Raw genomic sequence first — 20,181 nt, forward strand, 5'->3', positions numbered from 1 at the left:
TAATTAAAGCACCATTTTTTCAATTGGGCAAACTAAAATGCCTTGAGCACCATTAGCTTTCAATTCATCAATAACATCCCAAAATTCATTTTTGCTAATTACAGAATGAACAGAACTCCAACCTTTTTCTGCTAATGGCAATACCGTAGGACTCTTCATTCCTGGTAAAACGTTAATTATTTTTTCTAACTTATCATTAGGAGCATTAAGTAGAATGTATTTTGATTGTCTTCCTTTTAATACAGATTGAATTCTAAATTGAATTTTATCTAGAATAGCTTGTTTTTCTGCACTTAAAATAGGTGAAACAGCCAAAACAGCTTCAGATTTCAAAATAGTTTCAACTTCTTTTAAATTGTTTTTAAATAAAGTACTTCCACTTGAAACAATATCACAAATAGCATCTGCCAAACCAATATTTGGTGCGATTTCAACAGAACCGTTAATAATGTGTAAATTAGCTTTTACTCCATTTTCTTCGAGATAACTTTTAACAGTATTAGGATAAGATGTAGCAATTCGTTTACCTTCTAAATCTTGTATTTTAGAATATTTTGCTGCTTTTGGTACAGCAATGCAAACTCTACAAGTTGAAAACCCTAGTTTTTCAACAATTGTAATACCATTTCCTTTTTCAATTAAAACGTTTTCTCCAATAATAGCAGCATCTACAACGCCATCTTTTAAATATTGAGGAATATCTCCATTTCTTAAATAGAAAACTTCTACTGGAAATCCTTTTGCTGAAGCTTTTAATTGATCTTTACCATTATCGATATAAATACCAATGTCTTTTAAAATCTGCATCGAATCTTCATTTAAACGACCTGATTTTTGCACTGCAATTCTTAATTTACTCATTTTGTTGTTTTTATGAGTTTGAAACAATCTTGCTGGAATTAAATTAAAAAACCCGCTTGATTATCTCAAACGGGTTTAAAAATATATGTTGAATTTATTCAATACATTTTCACTTCGCTTGAGAGCAAATATGAAAATGATGATGAAATTGAATAATACTCATGTTTTTGTTTTGTTTATACAAATATCTAAAATTTATATTTATTATTCCAAATTAAATTACATTTATTATAACTATTAAATATAATATACTTTTAGTTCAATTAATTGTTTAAAATTCAAAAGAATTAATAATTAGCTGAATTATTTAATTCTGAATATTATTGATTTCCAAGAATAATTGGTAATCCACTATCACCAGAGCCAATAACAACCACTTTACTGTTTGGTGATTCTGCTAGTTTCATTGTGGCATCTATCCCCTTATCTTGTAAAATTTTATCAGTTAAAGAAGCACTTAAAATTCTGTTTGACTCTGCTTTACCTTGAGCCTCAATAATTACTTTTTCAGCTTCTTTAGCAGCTGTAACTAATCTAAATTCATATTCTAAAGATTCTTGCTCTTGTTTTAATTTACGTTCAATAGCATCTTTAATCGTATTAGGTAAGGTTACATCTCTAACTAATATTTCATTTAATTGAACATATTGTTTCTCAAGAATTTTTTTTGTTTCTACAAAAATCTCATCTTGAATGGCATCACGTTTACTAGAATATAATTGTTCTGGTGTGTAACGACCAACAACACTACGTGCAGCACTTCTAATAGCTGGCTGAATAACACGTTGTAAATAACCTTCTCCTAGCGATTGATGTAAATTTCCTAAATCTTTATAAACAGGTTGATACCATACTGAAGCGTCTATTTGAATTTCTAACCCATTTGATGATAACACTCTCATTTTTTCAAAAAGTTCTTGTTGACGCACTTCATAAACAATCACTTTATTCCAAGGTGCTACAACATGAAATCCTTCCCCTAAAGGAGGTGCATCTGTAACAACACCATTATCAAATGTTTTGTAAAGTACTCCCGCTTCACCAGATCCTATTGTAACTGCCGATTTTGCTAATACAACAACAAGTATGATAGCTACTATTATAATTGGTAATGCGACTTTTGGTAATTTTTCCATTTCTATATTTAGTTTAAATTAATCCGTTATATTTTCTTAAAAACCACTCAATTCCTAAGCTTAAAGCTATAATAGCGAGTAGGTATTTCCAATCTATCAAAGGTATGGTATTTTTACTGCTTTTTTGAATTGGTGTATACCTATTATCATTTAATAGGGTGTTTACTAACTCATCTGTATGATCAATAAAATAAGTATCTCCTTGGCTATTAGTAGCTAGTTTTTGCAACTTTGTTACATTAGCACTCAAAAATTGTTGCTCCACATTATATTCTAAAATTTGAAAACTACCAGATTTTGAAAGGTTTTCGTTAGTTGCTTTTATGATAAAACTATATTCTGAAGGTGGCAAACTACTTAAATCGACTTGATAGTTATTATTTTTCAAAATTAATGGAAACGTTTTCTGTTCTTTAGAAATATTATCAACCACAGTGATATTAAGAGTTTCTCGCGTATCAAAAACATAGTTCTTATCTAAAAACTCAGCTTTAATTACAATATTACTACTGCCATTATAAAATGATTCATAATCAATATTCAATCTGCTTTTCTGTTTGTTTGAAGCTAAATATTGAATCAATTTTCCAATAAAATTATCAAACTCATTAAAAGATTTTGAATTTATAAAGCTTTGAGCCCGCCATTTCCATATATTTTCACCAAATAAAACAGCTTCTCTATTCCTATTTTTTTCAAACGTTGCTAATAAAGGCTCGTTTGTTGAAATTCTGTTTATAGTTTTATTTAAAATAGTTTGAAAAGGAACTGAAAAAATTACTGAACCATAATTTGATTCTAAAGGAGGAAAGGATTCAAAGTTTATATCATCAATTAAAAAAGGAGAATAATTTATGTTTAATTCTGCTTGATAGTTTTCTGTTTGATTTGTTATCTCAAAATCATAGCTTGTATTAAGGCTATTTATAAAATATAAATCTGTTTTTGCACCAATTACAACAAATTTATTTCTGTTTTGCTCTTCCAAAATCTTGAACAAACTCTTAAATGAATCATTTGGCTGATACAACACAAATAATTGAAAATCATTTATTTGATTAATAGATTCTTTTGGATTCAAGAAAAACACTGAGCGTTGCTCATTACTTTCAATACCTTTCTTTAAAGCACCTAAGTCTGGATGAGCAAAATTACTAACAATAGCAATTTTTGTTTTCTGATTTATAACTTCAACAGCAAAATTTTTAGAATTATTTATTGTGTTTTTTTCATTTTCCAAAGGCATAAGTGTCGCTTTAAAATTGCTAACACCTATTGAGTTTGCTGGCAATGTAAAGTTAATAACCTTCGAGTTGATACTTTTTGTAAAATTTACAGCCTTCGAATAAACAGTTGTATTTCCTTTAGTAACAACAAAATTTGTGTTTATATTATCACTTCCATTATAAACTAAAATAGCTTCAACGGGAAATTTATTCTTTAAATAAGCATACTTATTAACATTTAACTGTTCAATTTTTAAATCGGTATGCGTGATTGTATCTCCTAAAACTATTGGATAGATAGGTTGATTGTATGTGCTTGTAATAAACTGATAATCATTTCCATAAGTTTGGTTTCCATCTGTTATTAAAAGTGTTGGAGATGTTGTTTGTTTAAAGACTTGAGTAAGCTGACTAAAAGCGGAATAAATATTCGTTTGTTTCTCTATAAATGTTAAAGAATCTAAGGCTTTTAGAGATTCTCCAAACGTGTAAAATTCTAAATTAAACTTATTTTTTAAATCGTTGTTATTAGAAAGTTTTTGAATGAATTCAGTAGTTTTCTTATCTTGTTTAAGATGTTTTATCGAACTTGAATTATCTACAGCTATAACTAAATTTGGTTTTTCAACAGATAAACTTATTTTTTCAAAGCGAGGATTAATTAATAATAATAAAACCGAAAACACACTAATAAACCTTAAAAAAGAAAAAAGCATGTTTAATTTAGACATGCTTTTTTCTTTTTTATAGTACTGAAAAAGTGCAAATAAAAGCGCTACAATTCCAGCAAGTATAATATATAATAGAGTTTCTGTTTGCAATTTTTAATTTAATTATTAAATTTTAGGTTAGCATTCCGCCATCAACATTAAGTGTTTGTCCTGTTACATAGGCACTCATGTCACTTGCTAAAAACACACAAACATTTGCAATATCTTCAGGAGTACCTCCTCTTTTTAAAGGAATCGCAGCACGCCAACCTTTTACAACTTCTTCATCAAGTTTAGCAGTCATTTCTGTTTCAATAAAACCAGGTGCAACCACATTACTTCTAATATTTCTTGAGCCTAACTCTAATGCAACAGATTTTGAAAAGCCTATAATTCCTGCTTTAGAAGCAGCATAATTAGTCTGTCCTGCATTACCTTTTACGCCAACTACAGAACTCATATTGATAATTGAACCTTTACGTTGTTTTAACATAGTACGCTGTACCGCTTTAGTCATATTGAAAACCGACTTTAAATTGACTTCAATAACAGTATCAAAATCTTCTTCGGAAATACGCATTAGCAAATTATCTTTTGTAATTCCTGCGTTATTAACTAAAATATCAATACTTCCAAATTCAGTTACAACATCATCAGCTAATTTTTGAGCTTCATCAAAACTTGCAGCATTACTTTTATATCCTTTTGCCTTAACACCTAAAGCATTCAATTCTTTTTCTAATTCATTTGCAGCTTCAACAGAAGTACTATAAGTAAATGCAACATTTGCTCCTTGTTGTGCAAATATTTGAGCAATACCTTTACCTATTCCACGGCTTGCACCTGTAACTATGGCTGTTTTACCTTCTAATAATTTCATTTATTGTTCAGTTAGTTTATTATTAATCTTGATATATTCAAATATAAGAAATACAATAACTTCAAATAAAAAAACCTCACAAGAATTGTAAGGTTTTAGAATTTGAAATGTATATTTTAAGCTAAAACCTCAGCTATTTTTTTACCAATTTCAGCTGGAGAATCAACAACATGAATTCCACAAGCTCTCATGATTTCCTTTTTGGCTTGCGCTGTATCATCACTACCTCCAACAATTGCTCCAGCGTGTCCCATTGTACGTCCTGCAGGTGCAGTTTCACCAGCAATAAATCCTACTACAGGCTTTTTACTACCACTTGCTTTATACCAATTTGCAGCATCAGCTTCTAATTGTCCTCCTATTTCACCAATCATAACAACAGCTTCCGTTTCTGGATCGTTAATTAATAACTCAACAGCTTCTTTTGTTGTTGTTCCAATAATTGGATCACCACCAATACCAATAGCTGTAGTAATTCCTAATCCTTGTTTTACAACTTGATCTGCAGCTTCATAAGTTAATGTTCCAGATTTTGAAACAATACCAACTGTTCCTTTTTTGAAAACAAAACCAGGCATAATACCAACTTTTGCTTCACCTGGAGTAATAACTCCTGGGCAATTAGGTCCTATTAATCTACAATCTTTATTCTTGATATAACTCGAAGCAGTAATCATATCTGCTACAGGAATACCTTCTGTAATTGTAATAATCACTTTAATACCTGCATCAGCAGCTTCCATAATAGCATCAGCTGCAAAAGCTGGTGGTACAAAAATAATAGTTGTATCTGCTCCAACTTCATTAACAGCATCTAAAACAGTGTTAAATACAGGTCTATCTAAATGGGTTTGACCACCTTTTCCTGGTGTTACACCACCAACTACATTGGTGCCATACTCAATCATTTGGCTAGCGTGAAATGTACCTTCACTACCTGTAAATCCTTGAACTATAATTTTTGAATCTTTATTTACTAAAACACTCATAAGTGATTATTTTTCGTTATTTATTATATAAAGCAAATGTAATTTTTTGAATTAAAATTCTAAAGCAAAACTAGACTTTTATTTTCATAAATTATAAGCCCTGATTTTATTCTAACCCTTTAATTTTTCTAATATTTCTGGAATTCTTTTAATATTCGCCATTTCCTTCATCTCTGCTCTGGCTTCTTGTGCAGGAGTTCCCCAATAGGTCTTATTCCCTTCTAGAGATTTACTAATACCTGACTGAGCATGAATAACTGCTTTTTTACCAATGGTTATTCCACTTGTCATTCCTACTTGTCCCCAAATGGTAACTTCATCTTCAATAACAACACAGCCTGCAATTCCTGCTTGAGATGCTATTAAACATTTTTTACCTATTACTGTATCGTGACCTATTTGAATTTGATTATCTAATTTTGAACCTTTACCAATTATAGTATCTCCAGTTACACCTCTATCTATAGTACAACTAGCACCAATATCTACATTGTCTTCAATAACAACACGTCCACAAGATTTTAATCTATCATAACCCTCTGCTCTATTTTTATAATAAAAAGCATTAGCACCTAAAACAGTTCCTGCATGAATAGTTACATTGTTACCTATAACAGCATCATCGTATATACTAACATTTGAGTGGATAATACAATCATTACCAATAACTACATTATTTCCAATAAAACAATTAGGCTGAATAATGGTGTTATTTCCGATTTTTGCAGATGAAGCAATTGAAGCGCTCGATGCTTGAAAAGGTTTAAAATGACTTGTAAGTTTATTGAAATCTCTAAAAGGATCATCACTAATTAGTAAAGCCTTGCCTTCTGGACAATCTACTTCTTTATTAATTAAAATGATTGTAGCTGCTGAGTTTAAAGCTTTATCATAATATTTAGGATGATCTACAAAAACGATATCTCCAGACTCAACTACGTGGATTTCGTTCATCCCTAAAACTAAAAAATTATCTTCTCCAACAAATTTAGAATCAATTAAATCTGCTATTTGTTTTAAGGTATATGGTTTAGGAAACTTCAAAAGCTATTCTTTAACACGTTCTTTGTAAGTCCCTTTTTCTGTCTCTACTTTAATTTTATCACCTTCGTTTATGAATAAAGGCACATTAACTTCTGCTCCAGTTTCAACAGTAGCTGGTTTAGTCGCATTAGTAGCTGTATTTCCTTTAACACCAGGCTCTGTATGTGTAACTTCTAGAATAACACTAGCAGGTAAATCTACAGATAAAGGCATATTATCCTCTGTATTAATTAAAACAGTTACTACTTCACCCTCTTTCATTAAACCTGGATTATCTAATGCAGCTTCAAGTAAGCGAATTTGAGTGTAATCTGCTTCATTCATAAAATGATAAAACTCACCATCATTATATAAGTACTGAAATTTATGTGTTTCAACACGAACATCTTCTAATTTATGTCCTGCTGAAAATGTATTATCTAATACTTTTCCACTAGTAACACTTTTCATTTTTGTTCTTACAAATGCAGGACCTTTACCAGGTTTTACGTGTAAAAATTCTATTATTTTGTAAATATCATTGTTGTAACGAATACATAACCCGTTTCTAATATCACTTGTCGTTGCCATATAATTAATTTGATTTAAAATATCCTTTCATAATTCCGCGATGTGAATTTTTAATAAACTGAAGAATTTCATCACGTTCTGGAGTTGCTTCCATTTCTGCTTCTATAATTTCTGAAGCTTGAGTATTATTGTAGTTTTTTTGATAAAGAATTCTGAAAATATTCTGAATTTCTCTTATTTTTTCGGTTGTATAACCTCTTCTTCTAAGTCCAACAGAGTTTATTCCAACATAAGATAATGGTTCTCTTGCAGCTTTTACAAAAGGAGGCACATCTTTTCTAACTAGAGAACCTCCAGTTACAAATGCATGGTTTCCTATTGAAACAAACTGATGAACAGCTGTCATACCAGCTAAAACAACATAATCACCAATAGTAATATGTCCTGCAAGTGTACTATTATTTGAAAAAATACAGTTGTTACCAACAATACAATCGTGAGCAATATGGCAATATGCCATTATTAAACAATTATCTCCAACAACAGTTTTCATTTTATCTATTGTACCTCTATTTATAGTAACACATTCTCTTATAGTAACGTTATTACCAATTTCAACAGTAGTATCTTCATCATTATATTTTAAATCTTGAGGAACTGCTGAAATCACAGAACCTGGGAAAATATTACAATTTTTACCTATTCTGGCACCTTCCATAATGGTAACGTTGCTACCAATCCAAGTACCTTCACCAATAATAACATTGTTATGTATGGTTGCAAATGGTTCAATAACTACATTTTTTGCGATTTTTGCACCCGGGTGCACATATGCTAGTGGTTGGTTCATGTGTTTATTTTACTTTAGTAATTTGGGCCATTAGTTCAGCTTCTGCACAAAGTTTTCCGTTTGCATAAGCATAACCTTGCATGTGACATATACCGCGACGAATAGGTGTAATTAATGAGCATTTAAAAATTAATGTATCTCCTGGCACTACTTTTTGTTTGAATTTAACGTTATCCATTTTCATGAAAAATGTTAGGTAATTCTCAGGATCTGGTACTGTGTTTAAAACTAAAACACCACCAGTTTGCGCCATAGCTTCTACAATTAACACTCCTGGCATTACAGGAGCTCCAGGAAAGTGCCCTTTAAAAAACTCTTCATTCATAGTCACATTTTTTTGTGCTATAACATGATTATCTGTAAGTTCAAATACTTTATCTATTAATAAGAAAGGTTGCCTGTGAGGAAGCATAGCCATAATTTGAGTCACATCCATTAAAGGCTGTTGATTCAAATCTATATTTGGAACATTATTGCGTCTTTCGTTTTTTATAAGTTTAGATAGTTTTTTTGCAAACTGAGTATTTATAAAATGCCCTGGCTTATTAGCTATAACTTTTCCGCGAATTCTTGTTCCAACCAATGCTAAATCTCCTAAAACATCTAACAATTTATGTCTTGCTGCTTCATTTGGATAATGTAATGTTAAATTATCTAAAATACCGTTTGGTTTCACTGCTATACTTTCTTTATTAAAAGCGACCTTTAATTTCTCCATAGTTTCTGGAGATAATGCTTTATCAACATAAACGATAGCATTATTTAAATCGCCTCCTTTTATTAAACCATGTTCTAAAAGCATTTCAATTTCATGTAGAAAACTAAATGTTCGTGAATTTGAAATATCTTTTTTGAAATCTGAAATTTGATTTAATGTTGCATTTTGAGTTCCTAAAACCTTAGTACCAAAGTCTACCATAGTAGTTATTTGATATTCTTTTGCAGGCATTACAAGAATTTCGCTTCCAGATTCTTCATCGGTATAAGAAACAATATCTGTAATTACAAACTCTTCTCTACAAGCATCAAGTTCTATAATTCCAGCTTTTTCAATAGCTTCAACAAAAAACTTAGAAGACCCATCCATTATTGGTGGCTCTGACGAATTAAGCTCTATAATAGCATTATCTACATCTAATCCTACAAATGCAGCAAGTACATGCTCTGATGTTTGTATTGAAACTCCATTTTTCTCTAAACAAGTACCACGTTGCGTATTTGTTACATAATTAGCATCGGCTTCTATAACGGGTTCTCCTTCTAAATCGATACGTTTAAAAGCGAGACCAAAATTTGCAGGAGCTTGTTTGAAGGTTAATGTAACATCTTTACCTGTATGAAGACCAACACCTGTTAAAGAAATTGCATCTTTAATGGTTTTTTGTTTTGTTTCAGTATTAACTATTCCCATTTATTTTTTTCTAAATCATTTATATTTTTAACAATCTTGGGTAAGTTTTTAAAATGAACATACGCCTTATTATAATCGCTTAGATTTATTGCTGGAGACCCTTGAAGAATCTCATTATCTTTTACATTTCTTGCAATACCAGATTGCGCCTGTATTCTAACATTATTACCAATAGTAATATGTCCTGCTATACCAACTTGCCCACCTATCTGGCAATTTTCACCAATTTTAGTTGATCCTGCAATACCAGATTGCGCCGCAATTACAGTGTTTTTGCCAATTTCTACATTATGTGCTATTTGAATTTGATTATCTAACTTAACACCAGCTCTTATTATTGTAGAACCTAATGTAGCTCTATCTATAGTTGTTGCAGCACCAATATCAACAAAATCTTCAATAATAACATTGCCTATCTGTGGTATTTTACTATATCCACCATCTTCATTCGGTGCAAAACCAAAACCATCAGCTCCTATTATAACTCCAGAATTTATAACACAATTTTCACCAATAATGGTCTCAGAATAAATTTTAGCACCAGAAAAAATAATTGTATTATCACCTAATATAACATTATCACCAATGTAAGCGTTAGGAAAAACCTTAACATTATCACCCATTACAACATTCTCGCCAATGTAACTAAATGCTCCTATATAGACATCATTTCCTTGTTTTGATGAATCTGAAATAAAAGAGGGTTGCTCTACTCCTACTTTTTGAAGCTTTACAGAATTATAATATTCTAGTATTTTTGAAAATGCTAAATAAGCGTCTTCAACCTTTATTAAAGTGGTTTTTATTTTATTTTCAGGTACAAATGTTTTGTTTACTATAGTAACTGAGGCATTTGTTGAATATATATGAGGTGTATATTTAGGGTTTGCCAAAAAAGTTAAAGAACCTTCAAAGCCTTCTTCAATTTTAGATAATTTCGATACTTCAATATCAGGATTCCCAACTACATCGCCTTCTAAAATTCCTGCTATTTGTTGTGCTGTAAATTTCACACTTTAAAAGTTTGATTTTTTTATTTGATTGACGCAAAAATAGGAAAAATGTACTAAACTTTGTCTTTAGGATAACATATATAATATTTAGTAACAGGTTTTGATAATGCTTTAAGATTTAGTTGATCTGATGCTTTTACTATATCTTGAATTTTTCCGGATTTATGTAATATGTTTATTTGCTTGGTATTTAATTGATAAGCTTGATTTGAAATACTTCCTGTAAACACAAAATACTGCGCTTCTTTTTCAGAAATTTGATATTTATTCATCAATGAAACAGTTTGTTTTTTTAAACTACTCGTGTTAATTACTTTGTTCTTAATTTTAATTTTTAACAAGTCTCTATTTATGATCATATCACTTAAATTACTAAGCACAAAATCATTATGATGTTGCCAATGTTTCATGGCAGACACAATATCGTAATCATCTAATTGAGAAAAAACCTCTAAAGTTTCATTGTTGAAATTTTCAATTGTAATTTTATTCTTCAAAAAGAATAAAACAGCATCACTTGCATATAAATTTACTCCTAAATCATTTAATTCTTTAGCTCTTTTTAAAACTCTTATTAATAATTGCTCTGCAACTAAACTTGTTTTATGTAAATAAACTTGCCAATACATAAGGCGTCTAGCAATAATAAACTTTTCAACGCTGTAAATGCCTTTTTCTTCAACAACTAAATTATCATCTATAACATTAAGCATAGTTATTAAACGCTCACTATTTATATTTCCTTCTGCAACCCCGGTATAAAAACTATCTCGCTTTAAATAATCGGCTCTATCCATATCTATTTGACCAGAAATAAGCTGACACATAAAATTCCTGTTATAGTTTCCCTTAAAAATTTCAATAGCAAGCGTTAAATTTCCGTTAAATTCTTCATTTAAACGCTCCATAAAAAGTAACGAAATTTCCTCATGAGAAACATTATTAACAATACTATTTTCCATAGCATGGGAGAATGGACCATGACCAATATCGTGTAATAAAATTGCAACATATAACCCCGTTTCTTCTTCCTTAGAAATAGCAATCCCTTTAAAACGAAGTACATTAACGGCTTGCTGCATTAAATGCACACAACCAATGGCGTGATGAAATCTTGTATGGTGCGCTCCAGGATATACTAAATAAGACATGCCCATTTGTGTAATCCTGCGTAAGCGTTGAAAGTATTTATGCTGTATTAAATCGAAAATAAGCGAATTTGGAATAGTAATAAATCCGTAAATTGGGTCGTTTAATATTTTGAGTTTATTCAAGCTTTAACTTTTTACAATAAATATTTACAAATATAACTATATGAATACAATAAAAATACTTTGGGTTGATGATGAAATTGATTTATTAAAACCTCATATTTTATTTCTAGAAAAGAAAAACTACAAGGTTACAACTTGTAAAAGCGGTACAGAGGCAATTGATGTTTTAGATGATGAAAATTTCGACATTGTATTTTTAGATGAAAACATGCCTGGACTTACAGGACTAGAAACTTTAAATGAAATTAAAGAAAAAAAGGACAATCTTCCTGTTGTAATGATTACTAAAAGTGAAGAAGAGTATATTATGGAAGAAGCTATTGGTAATAAAATAGCCGATTATTTAATTAAGCCTGTAAATCCTAACCAAATTCTTTTAAGTTTAAAAAAGAATTTAGATCATTCAAGATTAGTTTCAGAGAAAACAACTTCTAATTATCAGCAAGAATTCAGAAAAATTGCGATGGATTTATCCATGGTAAATAGTTATGAAGAATGGGTTGCTTTATACCAAAAATTAATTTATTGGGAAATTCAATTAGAAGACATTGAAGATGTTGGGATGTTTGAGATTTTAGAATCTCAAAAAAATGAAGCTAACATTCAGTTTGGTAAATTTATAGAGAAAAATTATGCAGATTGGTTTGAACCAAATACAGATTCTCCAATTATGTCGCATACACTATTTAAAGAAAAAATTGTTCCAGAAATAAGCAAAGAACAGCCAACATTGCTTATTGTTATTGATAATTTAAGATATGACCAATGGAAGGTTTTTGAACCCATTATTAATAATTACTATAAAAAAGAAAAAGAGGATGCGTTTTTTAGTATCCTACCCACCGCAACGCAATATGCTCGAAATGCGATTTTTTCTGGGTTAATGCCAAGTGATATGGAGAAGTTGTTTCCTCAATATTGGAAGAATGATACAGATGAAGGAGGCAAGAATTTACATGAAGCAGATTTTCTCGACACGCAAATGAAGCGATTAAGCTTGACACACTTAAACTACGAATATCATAAAATAACTAATTTAAAAGCGGGAAAAAAGCTAGCCGATAATTTTAAATCCGTTAAAAATAATGATTTAACTGTTGTTGTATATAATTTTGTTGATATGCTTTCTCATTCAAAAACTGAAATGGAAGTTGTTAAAGAATTAGCTTCAAACGATAAAGCGTATAGATCTTTAGCTTTAAGTTGGTTTAAAAACTCTCCTCTATTAGAGATGATACAACAGGCTCAACAAATGGGATTTAAACTAATATTAACTACAGATCATGGAACCATTAATGTAAAAAACCCCTCTAAAGTAATTGGAGACAGAGATACAAGTTTAAACTTACGTTATAAAACGGGAAGAAGCTTAACTTATGAAGATAAGGATGTTTTAGTAACAAAAAATCCAAAAGAATTACACTTACCTTCTATTACAATGAGTAGTTCTTATATATTTGCTAAGAGTGACTTATTTTTTGCATATCCAAACAATTACAATCATTATGTTAGTTATTATAGAAATTCATATCAACATGGTGGTGTTTCACTTGAAGAAATGATTATTCCTTTTGTAGTATTTAATCCAAAATAATTCTATGAAATGCTAAAAAACATCGATGAAATGCGATTTTATATTGGATTTTTGAAAAATATTTACTATTATTGTCAATAAATATTATTTGTATTGAAAATAAGTTATGGTTTAAAAGAAGTCGATCAAGTTGCAAATCAACTTCTTGCGAATATAAAAACGAAGACATTATTATTTTATGGTGATATGGGTGTTGGTAAAACAACACTTATAAAAACTATAGTTAAAGCAATAGGTAGTTTAGATGAAGTTAGCAGTCCAACTTTTTCAATAGTAAACGAGTACATATTAGATGATAAAAAAATATATCATTTTGATTTATATAGAATCAATAATATAGAAGAATTATATAATTTTGGCATTGAAGATTATTTAGATTCTGAAAATTGGAAATTAATAGAATGGCCAGAAAAAATAGAGCCTATTTTATTTGGTGATTTTGACAAAATATATCTAGAATTAAATATAGATATGAATAGAATTTTAAAACTAAATTAACCCTTAAACAGTTCAGTAAATGTAACAAAAACAGCATAACATCTTCTTATTTTGAAGTTTTACGGGAAACCCACAGCAAAAATTTAAAATTTTATTGTTTTTAACATAATTTTAACATTTTAGCAAATCCTTCAAGATGTACTTTTATTATGTTTGAGTAATTAATTAATTAAATCCCTTAAAACATGAAAACAAAAAAGTACTTAATTGCATTTGCAATTTTCGGAGGAATGTTGTTTTTAGCACAAGCTGCTAATCAATATAACCTAGATGGACAACAAACAGCAAAGATTGAGAAAAAACCAAGACCTGTACCAACACACGGGTAATAAACTCAACAAATCTTTAATTAGTGGAAGCATAATAGCTACTCTAATAGCTATTACTCCATATTTATTTTATTTATATGAAAGTGTTCCAGATACAAAAATCTGGAACACTTTTTTATTTACTTATGATAGTGCGTTTTGGAAAGACGCAAACTATTCCATGTGGATTTTAACAAGTAAAGCAATACCTTTGCTTTTATTACTCATATGGTTTTTTACTTGCAGACATTGGTGGTATCATGTGTTACTTGTACCAATAGCAATGTATTCTTATCAAATAGTTACTTTCTTTTTTGAAGATTTAAACTATATAGACGAATTTCAATTAATTTATATGGTGCCAATAATGGCTCTTATTATTCCTTCTATATACTTGATTAGAGCTCAAATATTCAATAAAATAAATACCGTTGATAAGTCTTTAGAAGAATTAGAAGAAGAATTTAAAATAACACCAAAAAACTTTTGGAGAAGAATAAAAGAGTATTTTTAGTTTAATCTTTCTCTTTCAATTAAATCAATTTCTTTTTTATTGCTGTTTAGCCTAAAATTACCGAATTTATAATTAAATCCAAAAACAAACAATCTATTTTCTAATCTTGATTTTAAAAGAATATCTTGATTTAAATACTTTGTGACTTGAGTAGAGTTCATTCCATTAAAAACATCAGTTAAACCTATACTTAATGATGCCTTATTGTTCCATAATGTTTTTCTAAGATTAATATCCAATCCAGTACTACTATTTATATTTATTGGTCCTGTTATAAACGGAGAAATATATAGTAATGAAATATCAGCAATTAAACTTTTATCTTTTAAAAATGTAAAATAATTAATTATTTGCAAATATGTTGACCATTTTTCATTAGACAACAGCTCATTATTACTTTCTTTAGCATAAAACTGCTGTTCATAGTAGTAAATTGATGAATATAAATATAAGTTCCAATTTTTTGAAATGGATGTATATGTTGTAAACTCTAAACCATAAGAAATGCTTTGGTTGATATTTGTATTTACATATTTTAACAATTTATCGTTATTATTTTGATAAGTAATTTGAATAGTAGGATCATTCTCAAACATATAATATAATTCAAAAGTATAATCCTTGTTAAAAGTATATCCTAAAATAAAATTATCATCAATTTCTGGTTTTAAATTTGGATCTCCTGTTATATATGAGTTATTATTTAAAAAGTACTTAAATGGATTTAGCTTTGCATACCTAGGTCTGTAAATTCTTTTATTATAATTAAAATAAATCTCATTTTCATTATTAATTCTGTTAAGTAAATAGAAAGAAGGAAAAAACTTTAAGTAGTCACTATTATTAATTTGGTTAGTAGATAAAGAATTTCCCTTAATATTAGTATACTCACTTCTTAACCCTAACTTTAAACTCCATTTATCCCAATCTTTAGAATAACTTGCATAAGCAGCATAGTTCATTTCATCATATAAAAAAACATCAGAATTTTGCAAATCTTCATTTTTTATATCACTTTCGAAAGTGAACTGATTTAATATACTTTCAGATTTAATCTTTGAAATTTTAATTCCAGATTCAAAATGAGATGATTCATTTATTGGTAGTTCATAATCAATTTGACCGGTATATAATTTTATATTTTGACTAGAAAATGTTTGAAATCTATTATCCCTAAATGAATCTTCATCATTTGGCAGAAAATAACCTGTAATTACATCTTGAAAATTTGAAGAATCGTAATAAGTATGATGTAAACTAGCTGAAAGCTTCTCGCCTTCTTTTTTAAATTTATGAGCATAATCTAAAGTGAAAGCTAAGTTAAAGGTTTCATCTACAGCCATATTTGTAGTATGAAATGTTGAATCTAAATTTTTATTAGTGTCAAAAACCTGTGTTAGAGAATTAATACCTGTTTTAGTGCCTTTTCTTGGAGAAATTAACATGTTTGTAGAAAAACCAAGATTATTATTCTCATTTATTTCATAATCAATATTTGCATTTATATTTTGGTTTTCAGACCTTCTTACTCTTTTAAAATCTGTTTCCCAACTTGTTGTTATTTCATTATCATCTATAAAGTTGATAAACTCATCATTATGCCTATAATCTTTTCTAGGACTAATGCTATAATTAACATATGTGTTAAGCTTTTTTGTTTTAAAAAAATGACTCGTACCAAAAGAGTATTTTGGAAATTCAGATCCTTGTTTGTAATTACCAAAAACGCTTCCATTATAACCTGATATAATATTTTTACTAGTTATAATGTTTAAAACAGATCCTCCTTCTGCTTCATACTTAGCTGGAGGATTTGTTATAACTTCAATAGATTTTATATTATTTGCCGATGTACCTTCTAATAACTGTTGCACTTCACTTGTAGAAAGATGTACTTTTCTGTCATTTATATAAATAGTTGGTGTGGATTGTTTAATTGTAATTGAACCATCATAAACCAATACTCCTGGTGTATGCTTTAAAAGGTCTAATACATTATTGTTAGATAAAGTAGAGTTTTCAACATTAAAAACCAATCTGTCAACCATTCGCTTTATAGTTGGTCGCTTACTTACTATTGTAATGCCGTCAAGCTGTTGTAAATTTTCTTTAAGAATAATGGTGTTTAAATCTAAATCTTTATTAAGTTCAATTTCAGAAGAATAATCATTAAATCCAAGAAAACTAATTTTTAAAATATAAGTCCCTTTCTTTATATTTTTCAATAAAAAATTACCTGAATCATCCGTTGTTGTTCCTTGAATAAGAGAAGCGTTTTCAGGTTCTAATAAAACTACATTGGCAAAAGCTATTGATTTCTTGTCAATATCTTTTAAATTCCCAGAAATACTGTACTCTTGAGAAAAACTAACTAATGAAAATAAAAATAAAAAGTAGGTGGTTGATTGTTTAATCATACAAAATATTATAGTACAAACTTAAAATAATTAATTTGGGACTTTATAAAAAACTAAAATAATTATTTTTTTTAGTTTATATTATGATTAGAAAATTTATTTGTAATTTGATTTTTATAAATTAAACCAACTATGTCCAAATCGCTTTCACCTTTTACTAAGCAACAACTACTGCCACAAGAGGAAACTCTTGAAATATTTAAGAAAAAAGGAGAATTATTTATAGGTATACCAAAAGAAACAGCCTTTCAAGAAAAGCGCGTTTGTTTAACACCAGATGCTGTATATGCTTTAGTTAGTAATGGACATAGAGTATTACTTGAATCTGGAGCTGGTGATGGTGCAAATTTTAGTGATAAAGATTATAGTGAAGCTGGAGCAGAAATAACAAAAGATACTGCTAAAGTATTTTCTTGCCCAATGATTCTTAAGGTTGAACCACCAAGTTTAGAACAAATTAAACTTATTAATCCACAAACCATATTAATTTCAGCTCTTCAAATAAAAACACAAACAAAAAAATATTTTGAGGCATTAGCTTCAAAACGAATAACTGCATTGGCTTTTGAATTTATTAGAGATACAGACGGGTCTTACCCAGCGGTTAAGTCTTTAAGTGAAATAGCAGGAACAGCATCCGTTTTAATTGCCTCTGAATTATTATCTGATACTAAAAACGGAAATGGATTAATGTTTGGTAACATTAGTGGTGTTCCTCCTATAGAAGTCGTAATATTAGGTGCTGGAACTGTTGGTGAATTTGCAGCAAGAAGCGCTATTGGGCTAGGTGCAAATGTTAAAGTTTTTGATAATTCAATCACAAAATTAAGGTCTATACAAACACATTTGGGGCGTCCAATTTTTACATCTACTATTCAACCAAAAAACTTAAATAAGGCCTTAAAACGTTGTGATGTAGTTATTGGTGCTGTAAGAGGCGCTAATCGATCTCCTATTGTAGTTTCCGAAACCATGGTGGAATTCATGAAAAAAGGAGCTATAATTATAGATGTAAGTATAGATATGGGTGGTTGTTTTGAAACTAGCGAAGTTACTACACACAAACAACCAACTTTTATAAAACATGATGTAGTGCATTATTGTGTGCCTAATATCCCAGCTAGATATCCTCGAACGTCTTCAGTTTCAATAAGTAATATTTTTACACCATATTTACTAAAAATTGCTGAAGATGGTGGTATAGAAAATTCTCTTAGATTTGATAGAGGTTTAAAAAATGGATTGTATTTTTACCACGGAATTTTAACTAGTAAATCTGTTGGTGAATGGTTCGACTTAAATTATAGTGATGTAAATTTGCTAATATTTTAATTGAATAATACCTTCTAATTACATCCAAATTTTTTAAATGAAACTTATACAACGTATCGGTTATTATCTCGGCGGTTTTTCTCTTGGATTAATAATATTAGCCTTTTTCTTAAACGGAAAAAAAACATCTTGTAGTTATGGCCCTGATGCTAGGGTTTTAAAAAACATCAATTCTAAAAAAATTATTTACAGTGATATCGTAAATGATTATTTATCAAATAAAACTATAGATTCTTTAGAAATACAAACTGTTTTAAAAAAAGGGGATATAAATTTTTCTAATAGTGAAACTAGAAAAAAACCATGTGGAGTTTATATTGTTGAAGGCTCACTTGATGAAAAAGAAATTATACTAACTATTGAAAACTGTGATAGTATTGCCACTATTCTTAATTTAAAAATAGAATAATATAATTCCACAATTTTATAAATGTTTTCTTCGTTTTTTTTCCTTAGTTAAAAGTGCTAATTCTCTTCCAGTTTGTCCCGCAACTGATGTGTTTTCTTCAGCTCTCCTTATTAAATAAGGCATAACATCTCTAACAGGGCCAAAAGGCATATATTTTGCAACATTATATCCTTTATGAGCTAAGTTAAAACTTATGTGATCGCTCATACCGTATAATTGACCAAACCAAATTCGTGAATCGTTGTTTTCTAGTCCTTTTTCATTCATTAAGCGCATTAGCAAATAAGAACTATCTTCATTGTGAGTACCCGCAAACAATGATATACAATCTAAATTATTCATAATGTAATGTAAAGAATTATTGAAGTTTTGATCTGTAGCAAATTTACTTTCACAAATTGGTGAAGCGTACCCTTTTTCTTCTGCTCTATCATTTTCTTTCTCCATATAAGCTCCGCGCACTAATTTATAGCCAAGAAAATAATTACCTTCTTTTGCTTTTTTGTGTTCTTCTTCTAAAAAAGCTTGCCTATCATGCCTATACATCTGCAAAGTATTAAATACTATTGCTTTTTCAGTGTTATACTTTGCCATCAAATCAGTAACAAGTTCATCAGCTGCATCTTGTGTCCAGCTTTCTTCGGCATCAATTAAAACTGCAACATCATATTTTTTTGCTTTAACACAAACGTCATCAAATCGTTGCACTACTCTACTCCATTCATCTTGTTCTTCGGTTGTCAGCACTTCGCTTTTTCCTAGTTTTTTGTATAAATAGGATCGTCCAAAAGCTGTAGGTTTAAAAACAGCAATAGGTATTGCATCATTATCTTTGGCAAATGCAATGATTTTTACAATCATATTTCTAGCTGAATCAAATTCTTTTTCATTCGCCTTACCTTCAACTGAATAATCTAAAACAGAACTTACACCTTTACTGTAAACTTTTTCAATGACAGGTAAACAATCTTCTTCATTAACACCGCCACAGAAGTGATCAAAAACAGTTGATCTAATAAGTCCTTCAATAGGTAAGTGTGCCTTAATAGCAAAATTTGTAGCCGCTGTTCCTATTTTAACCAAAGGCTCAATAGAAATCATTTTAAATAAAAAATAAGCACGTTCTAATTCAGAATCGCTTTTAAGTGAAAAAGCAATTTCTGTATTATCAAATATTAAATCGGTATTCATTCAAAAAAATTTTG

At 29.4% G+C, this 20,181-nt stretch carries 19 protein-coding genes; 6 read left to right on the plus strand and 13 right to left on the minus strand.

The annotated features are described in order from the left end of the window. Positions 1-3 precede the first annotated feature (3 nt). The 11 genes from hisG to BT151_RS07610 form a co-directional block, all read right to left on the minus strand. Complete coding sequence (gene hisG, locus BT151_RS07560) at positions 4-861, minus strand: ATP phosphoribosyltransferase (RefSeq protein WP_072401194.1); 858 nt, start codon at positions 859-861, stop codon at positions 4-6. Between the two features lie 320 nt (positions 862-1,181). Beyond that, the gene (locus tag BT151_RS07565) at positions 1,182-1,997 is read right to left on the minus strand and encodes a prohibitin family protein (protein WP_072401195.1); all 816 of its coding nucleotides are present in this window, start codon (positions 1,995-1,997) and stop codon (positions 1,182-1,184) included. A gap of 13 nt (positions 1,998-2,010) precedes the next feature. Then, on the minus strand, positions 2,011-3,954 hold the full coding sequence (locus tag BT151_RS07570) for a vWA domain-containing protein (RefSeq protein WP_245794757.1): 1,944 nt from the start codon (positions 3,952-3,954) through the stop codon (positions 2,011-2,013). A 112-nt stretch (positions 3,955-4,066) separates the two neighbouring features. After that, positions 4,067-4,813, minus strand: a complete 747-nt coding sequence (fabG, locus tag BT151_RS07575) for a 3-oxoacyl-[acyl-carrier-protein] reductase (RefSeq protein ID WP_072401197.1) — start codon at positions 4,811-4,813, stop codon at positions 4,067-4,069. Positions 4,814-4,929: 116 nt separating this feature from the next. Continuing rightward, positions 4,930-5,802 (minus strand): succinate--CoA ligase subunit alpha, encoded by an 873-nt coding sequence (gene sucD, locus BT151_RS07580; RefSeq protein WP_072401198.1) that lies wholly within the window; start codon positions 5,800-5,802, stop codon positions 4,930-4,932. 111 nt (positions 5,803-5,913) lie between these two features. Further along, complete coding sequence (locus tag BT151_RS07585; RefSeq protein WP_072401199.1) at positions 5,914-6,846, minus strand: UDP-3-O-(3-hydroxymyristoyl)glucosamine N-acyltransferase; 933 nt, start codon at positions 6,844-6,846, stop codon at positions 5,914-5,916. Positions 6,847-6,849: 3 nt separating this feature from the next. Next, positions 6,850-7,416 carry an elongation factor P gene (gene efp, locus BT151_RS07590; protein ID WP_072401200.1) on the minus strand — a complete coding sequence of 189 codons (567 nt, stop codon included), beginning with the start codon at positions 7,414-7,416 and terminating at the stop codon, positions 6,850-6,852. Between the two features lie 4 nt (positions 7,417-7,420). Beyond that, positions 7,421-8,206, minus strand: coding sequence for an acyl-ACP--UDP-N-acetylglucosamine O-acyltransferase (gene lpxA, locus BT151_RS07595; protein ID WP_072401201.1), 786 nt, complete (start codon positions 8,204-8,206; stop codon positions 7,421-7,423). Between the two features lie 4 nt (positions 8,207-8,210). Continuing rightward, a complete protein-coding gene (locus BT151_RS07600; RefSeq protein WP_072401202.1) occupies positions 8,211-9,617 on the minus strand; it encodes a bifunctional UDP-3-O-[3-hydroxymyristoyl] N-acetylglucosamine deacetylase/3-hydroxyacyl-ACP dehydratase in 1,407 nt (468 codons plus the stop codon). Further along, positions 9,608-10,630, minus strand: a complete 1,023-nt coding sequence (gene lpxD, locus BT151_RS07605; protein ID WP_072401203.1) for a UDP-3-O-(3-hydroxymyristoyl)glucosamine N-acyltransferase — start codon at positions 10,628-10,630, stop codon at positions 9,608-9,610. The genes BT151_RS07600 and lpxD overlap by 10 nt, the downstream gene beginning before the upstream one ends. Positions 10,631-10,683: 53 nt before the next feature. Continuing rightward, complete coding sequence (locus tag BT151_RS07610; protein ID WP_072401204.1) at positions 10,684-11,904, minus strand: HD domain-containing protein; 1,221 nt, start codon at positions 11,902-11,904, stop codon at positions 10,684-10,686. 40 nt (positions 11,905-11,944) lie between these two features. Between BT151_RS07610 and porX the strand changes: the two genes are divergently transcribed. The 4 genes from porX to BT151_RS07625 all read left to right on the plus strand — a co-directional run bounded on the left by porX (position 11,945) and on the right by BT151_RS07625 (position 14,818). Beyond that, complete coding sequence (porX, locus tag BT151_RS07615; RefSeq protein ID WP_072401205.1) at positions 11,945-13,498, plus strand: T9SS response regulator signal transducer PorX; 1,554 nt, start codon at positions 11,945-11,947, stop codon at positions 13,496-13,498. Between the two features lie 93 nt (positions 13,499-13,591). After that, complete coding sequence (tsaE, locus tag BT151_RS07620) at positions 13,592-13,996, plus strand: tRNA (adenosine(37)-N6)-threonylcarbamoyltransferase complex ATPase subunit type 1 TsaE (protein WP_072401206.1); 405 nt, start codon at positions 13,592-13,594, stop codon at positions 13,994-13,996. 185 nt (positions 13,997-14,181) lie between these two features. Then, the gene (locus BT151_RS18585; protein ID WP_171946622.1) at positions 14,182-14,325 is read left to right on the plus strand and encodes a hypothetical protein; all 144 of its coding nucleotides are present in this window, start codon (positions 14,182-14,184) and stop codon (positions 14,323-14,325) included. Then, a complete protein-coding gene (locus BT151_RS07625) occupies positions 14,288-14,818 on the plus strand; it encodes a hypothetical protein (RefSeq protein WP_072401207.1) in 531 nt (176 codons plus the stop codon). The genes BT151_RS18585 and BT151_RS07625 overlap by 38 nt, the downstream gene beginning before the upstream one ends. Here BT151_RS07625 and BT151_RS07630 read toward each other — a convergent pair. Further along, positions 14,815-17,235: an outer membrane beta-barrel protein gene (locus BT151_RS07630; protein ID WP_072401208.1), complete on the minus strand. Its 2,421-nt coding sequence runs from the start codon at positions 17,233-17,235 to the stop codon at positions 14,815-14,817. The genes BT151_RS07625 and BT151_RS07630 overlap by 4 nt on opposite strands. 132 nt (positions 17,236-17,367) lie before the next feature. Between BT151_RS07630 and BT151_RS07635 the strand changes: the two genes are divergently transcribed. Then, positions 17,368-18,567, plus strand: coding sequence for an alanine dehydrogenase (locus BT151_RS07635; RefSeq protein ID WP_072401209.1), 1,200 nt, complete (start codon positions 17,368-17,370; stop codon positions 18,565-18,567). A 37-nt stretch (positions 18,568-18,604) separates the two neighbouring features. Next, positions 18,605-18,976 carry a hypothetical protein gene (locus BT151_RS07640; protein ID WP_072401210.1) on the plus strand — a complete coding sequence of 124 codons (372 nt, stop codon included), beginning with the start codon at positions 18,605-18,607 and terminating at the stop codon, positions 18,974-18,976. Positions 18,977-18,991: 15 nt separating this feature from the next. Here BT151_RS07640 and BT151_RS07645 read toward each other — a convergent pair whose 3' ends face one another. Continuing rightward, positions 18,992-20,167, minus strand: a complete 1,176-nt coding sequence (locus tag BT151_RS07645; protein WP_072401211.1) for a proline dehydrogenase family protein — start codon at positions 20,165-20,167, stop codon at positions 18,992-18,994. Between the last annotated feature and the right edge of the window lie 14 nt (positions 20,168-20,181).

Source organism: Flaviramulus basaltis, from assembly GCF_900114265.1.
In the GTDB taxonomy this organism is placed as follows: Bacteria; Bacteroidota; Bacteroidia; order Flavobacteriales; family Flavobacteriaceae; genus Flaviramulus; species Flaviramulus basaltis.

Excerpts from the sequence above, each read along its gene's own strand:
- BT151_RS07635 (WP_072401209.1), top strand. The coding sequence starts at position 17,368 with ATGTCCAAATCGCTTTCACCTTTTACTAAGCAACAACTACTGCCACAA.
- BT151_RS07565 (WP_072401195.1), bottom strand. The coding sequence starts at position 1,997 with ATGGAAAAATTACCAAAAGTCGCATTACCAATTATAATAGTAGCTATC.
- BT151_RS07570 (WP_245794757.1), bottom strand. The coding sequence starts at position 3,954 with ATGTCTAAATTAAACATGCTTTTTTCTTTTTTAAGGTTTATTAGTGTG.
- BT151_RS07645 (WP_072401211.1), bottom strand. The coding sequence starts at position 20,167 with ATGAATACCGATTTAATATTTGATAATACAGAAATTGCTTTTTCACTT.
- porX (WP_072401205.1), top strand. The coding sequence starts at position 11,945 with ATGAATACAATAAAAATACTTTGGGTTGATGATGAAATTGATTTATTA.
- lpxA (WP_072401201.1), bottom strand. The coding sequence starts at position 8,206 with ATGAACCAACCACTAGCATATGTGCACCCGGGTGCAAAAATCGCAAAA.
- BT151_RS07640 (WP_072401210.1), top strand. The coding sequence starts at position 18,605 with ATGAAACTTATACAACGTATCGGTTATTATCTCGGCGGTTTTTCTCTT.
- efp (WP_072401200.1), bottom strand. The coding sequence starts at position 7,416 with ATGGCAACGACAAGTGATATTAGAAACGGGTTATGTATTCGTTACAAC.
- BT151_RS07600 (WP_072401202.1), bottom strand. The coding sequence starts at position 9,617 with ATGGGAATAGTTAATACTGAAACAAAACAAAAAACCATTAAAGATGCA.
- hisG (WP_072401194.1), bottom strand. The coding sequence starts at position 861 with ATGAGTAAATTAAGAATTGCAGTGCAAAAATCAGGTCGTTTAAATGAA.
- fabG (WP_072401197.1), bottom strand. The coding sequence starts at position 4,813 with ATGAAATTATTAGAAGGTAAAACAGCCATAGTTACAGGTGCAAGCCGT.
- BT151_RS07630 (WP_072401208.1), bottom strand. The coding sequence starts at position 17,235 with ATGATTAAACAATCAACCACCTACTTTTTATTTTTATTTTCATTAGTT.
- sucD (WP_072401198.1), bottom strand. The coding sequence starts at position 5,802 with ATGAGTGTTTTAGTAAATAAAGATTCAAAAATTATAGTTCAAGGATTT.
- BT151_RS18585 (WP_171946622.1), top strand. The coding sequence starts at position 14,182 with ATGAAAACAAAAAAGTACTTAATTGCATTTGCAATTTTCGGAGGAATG.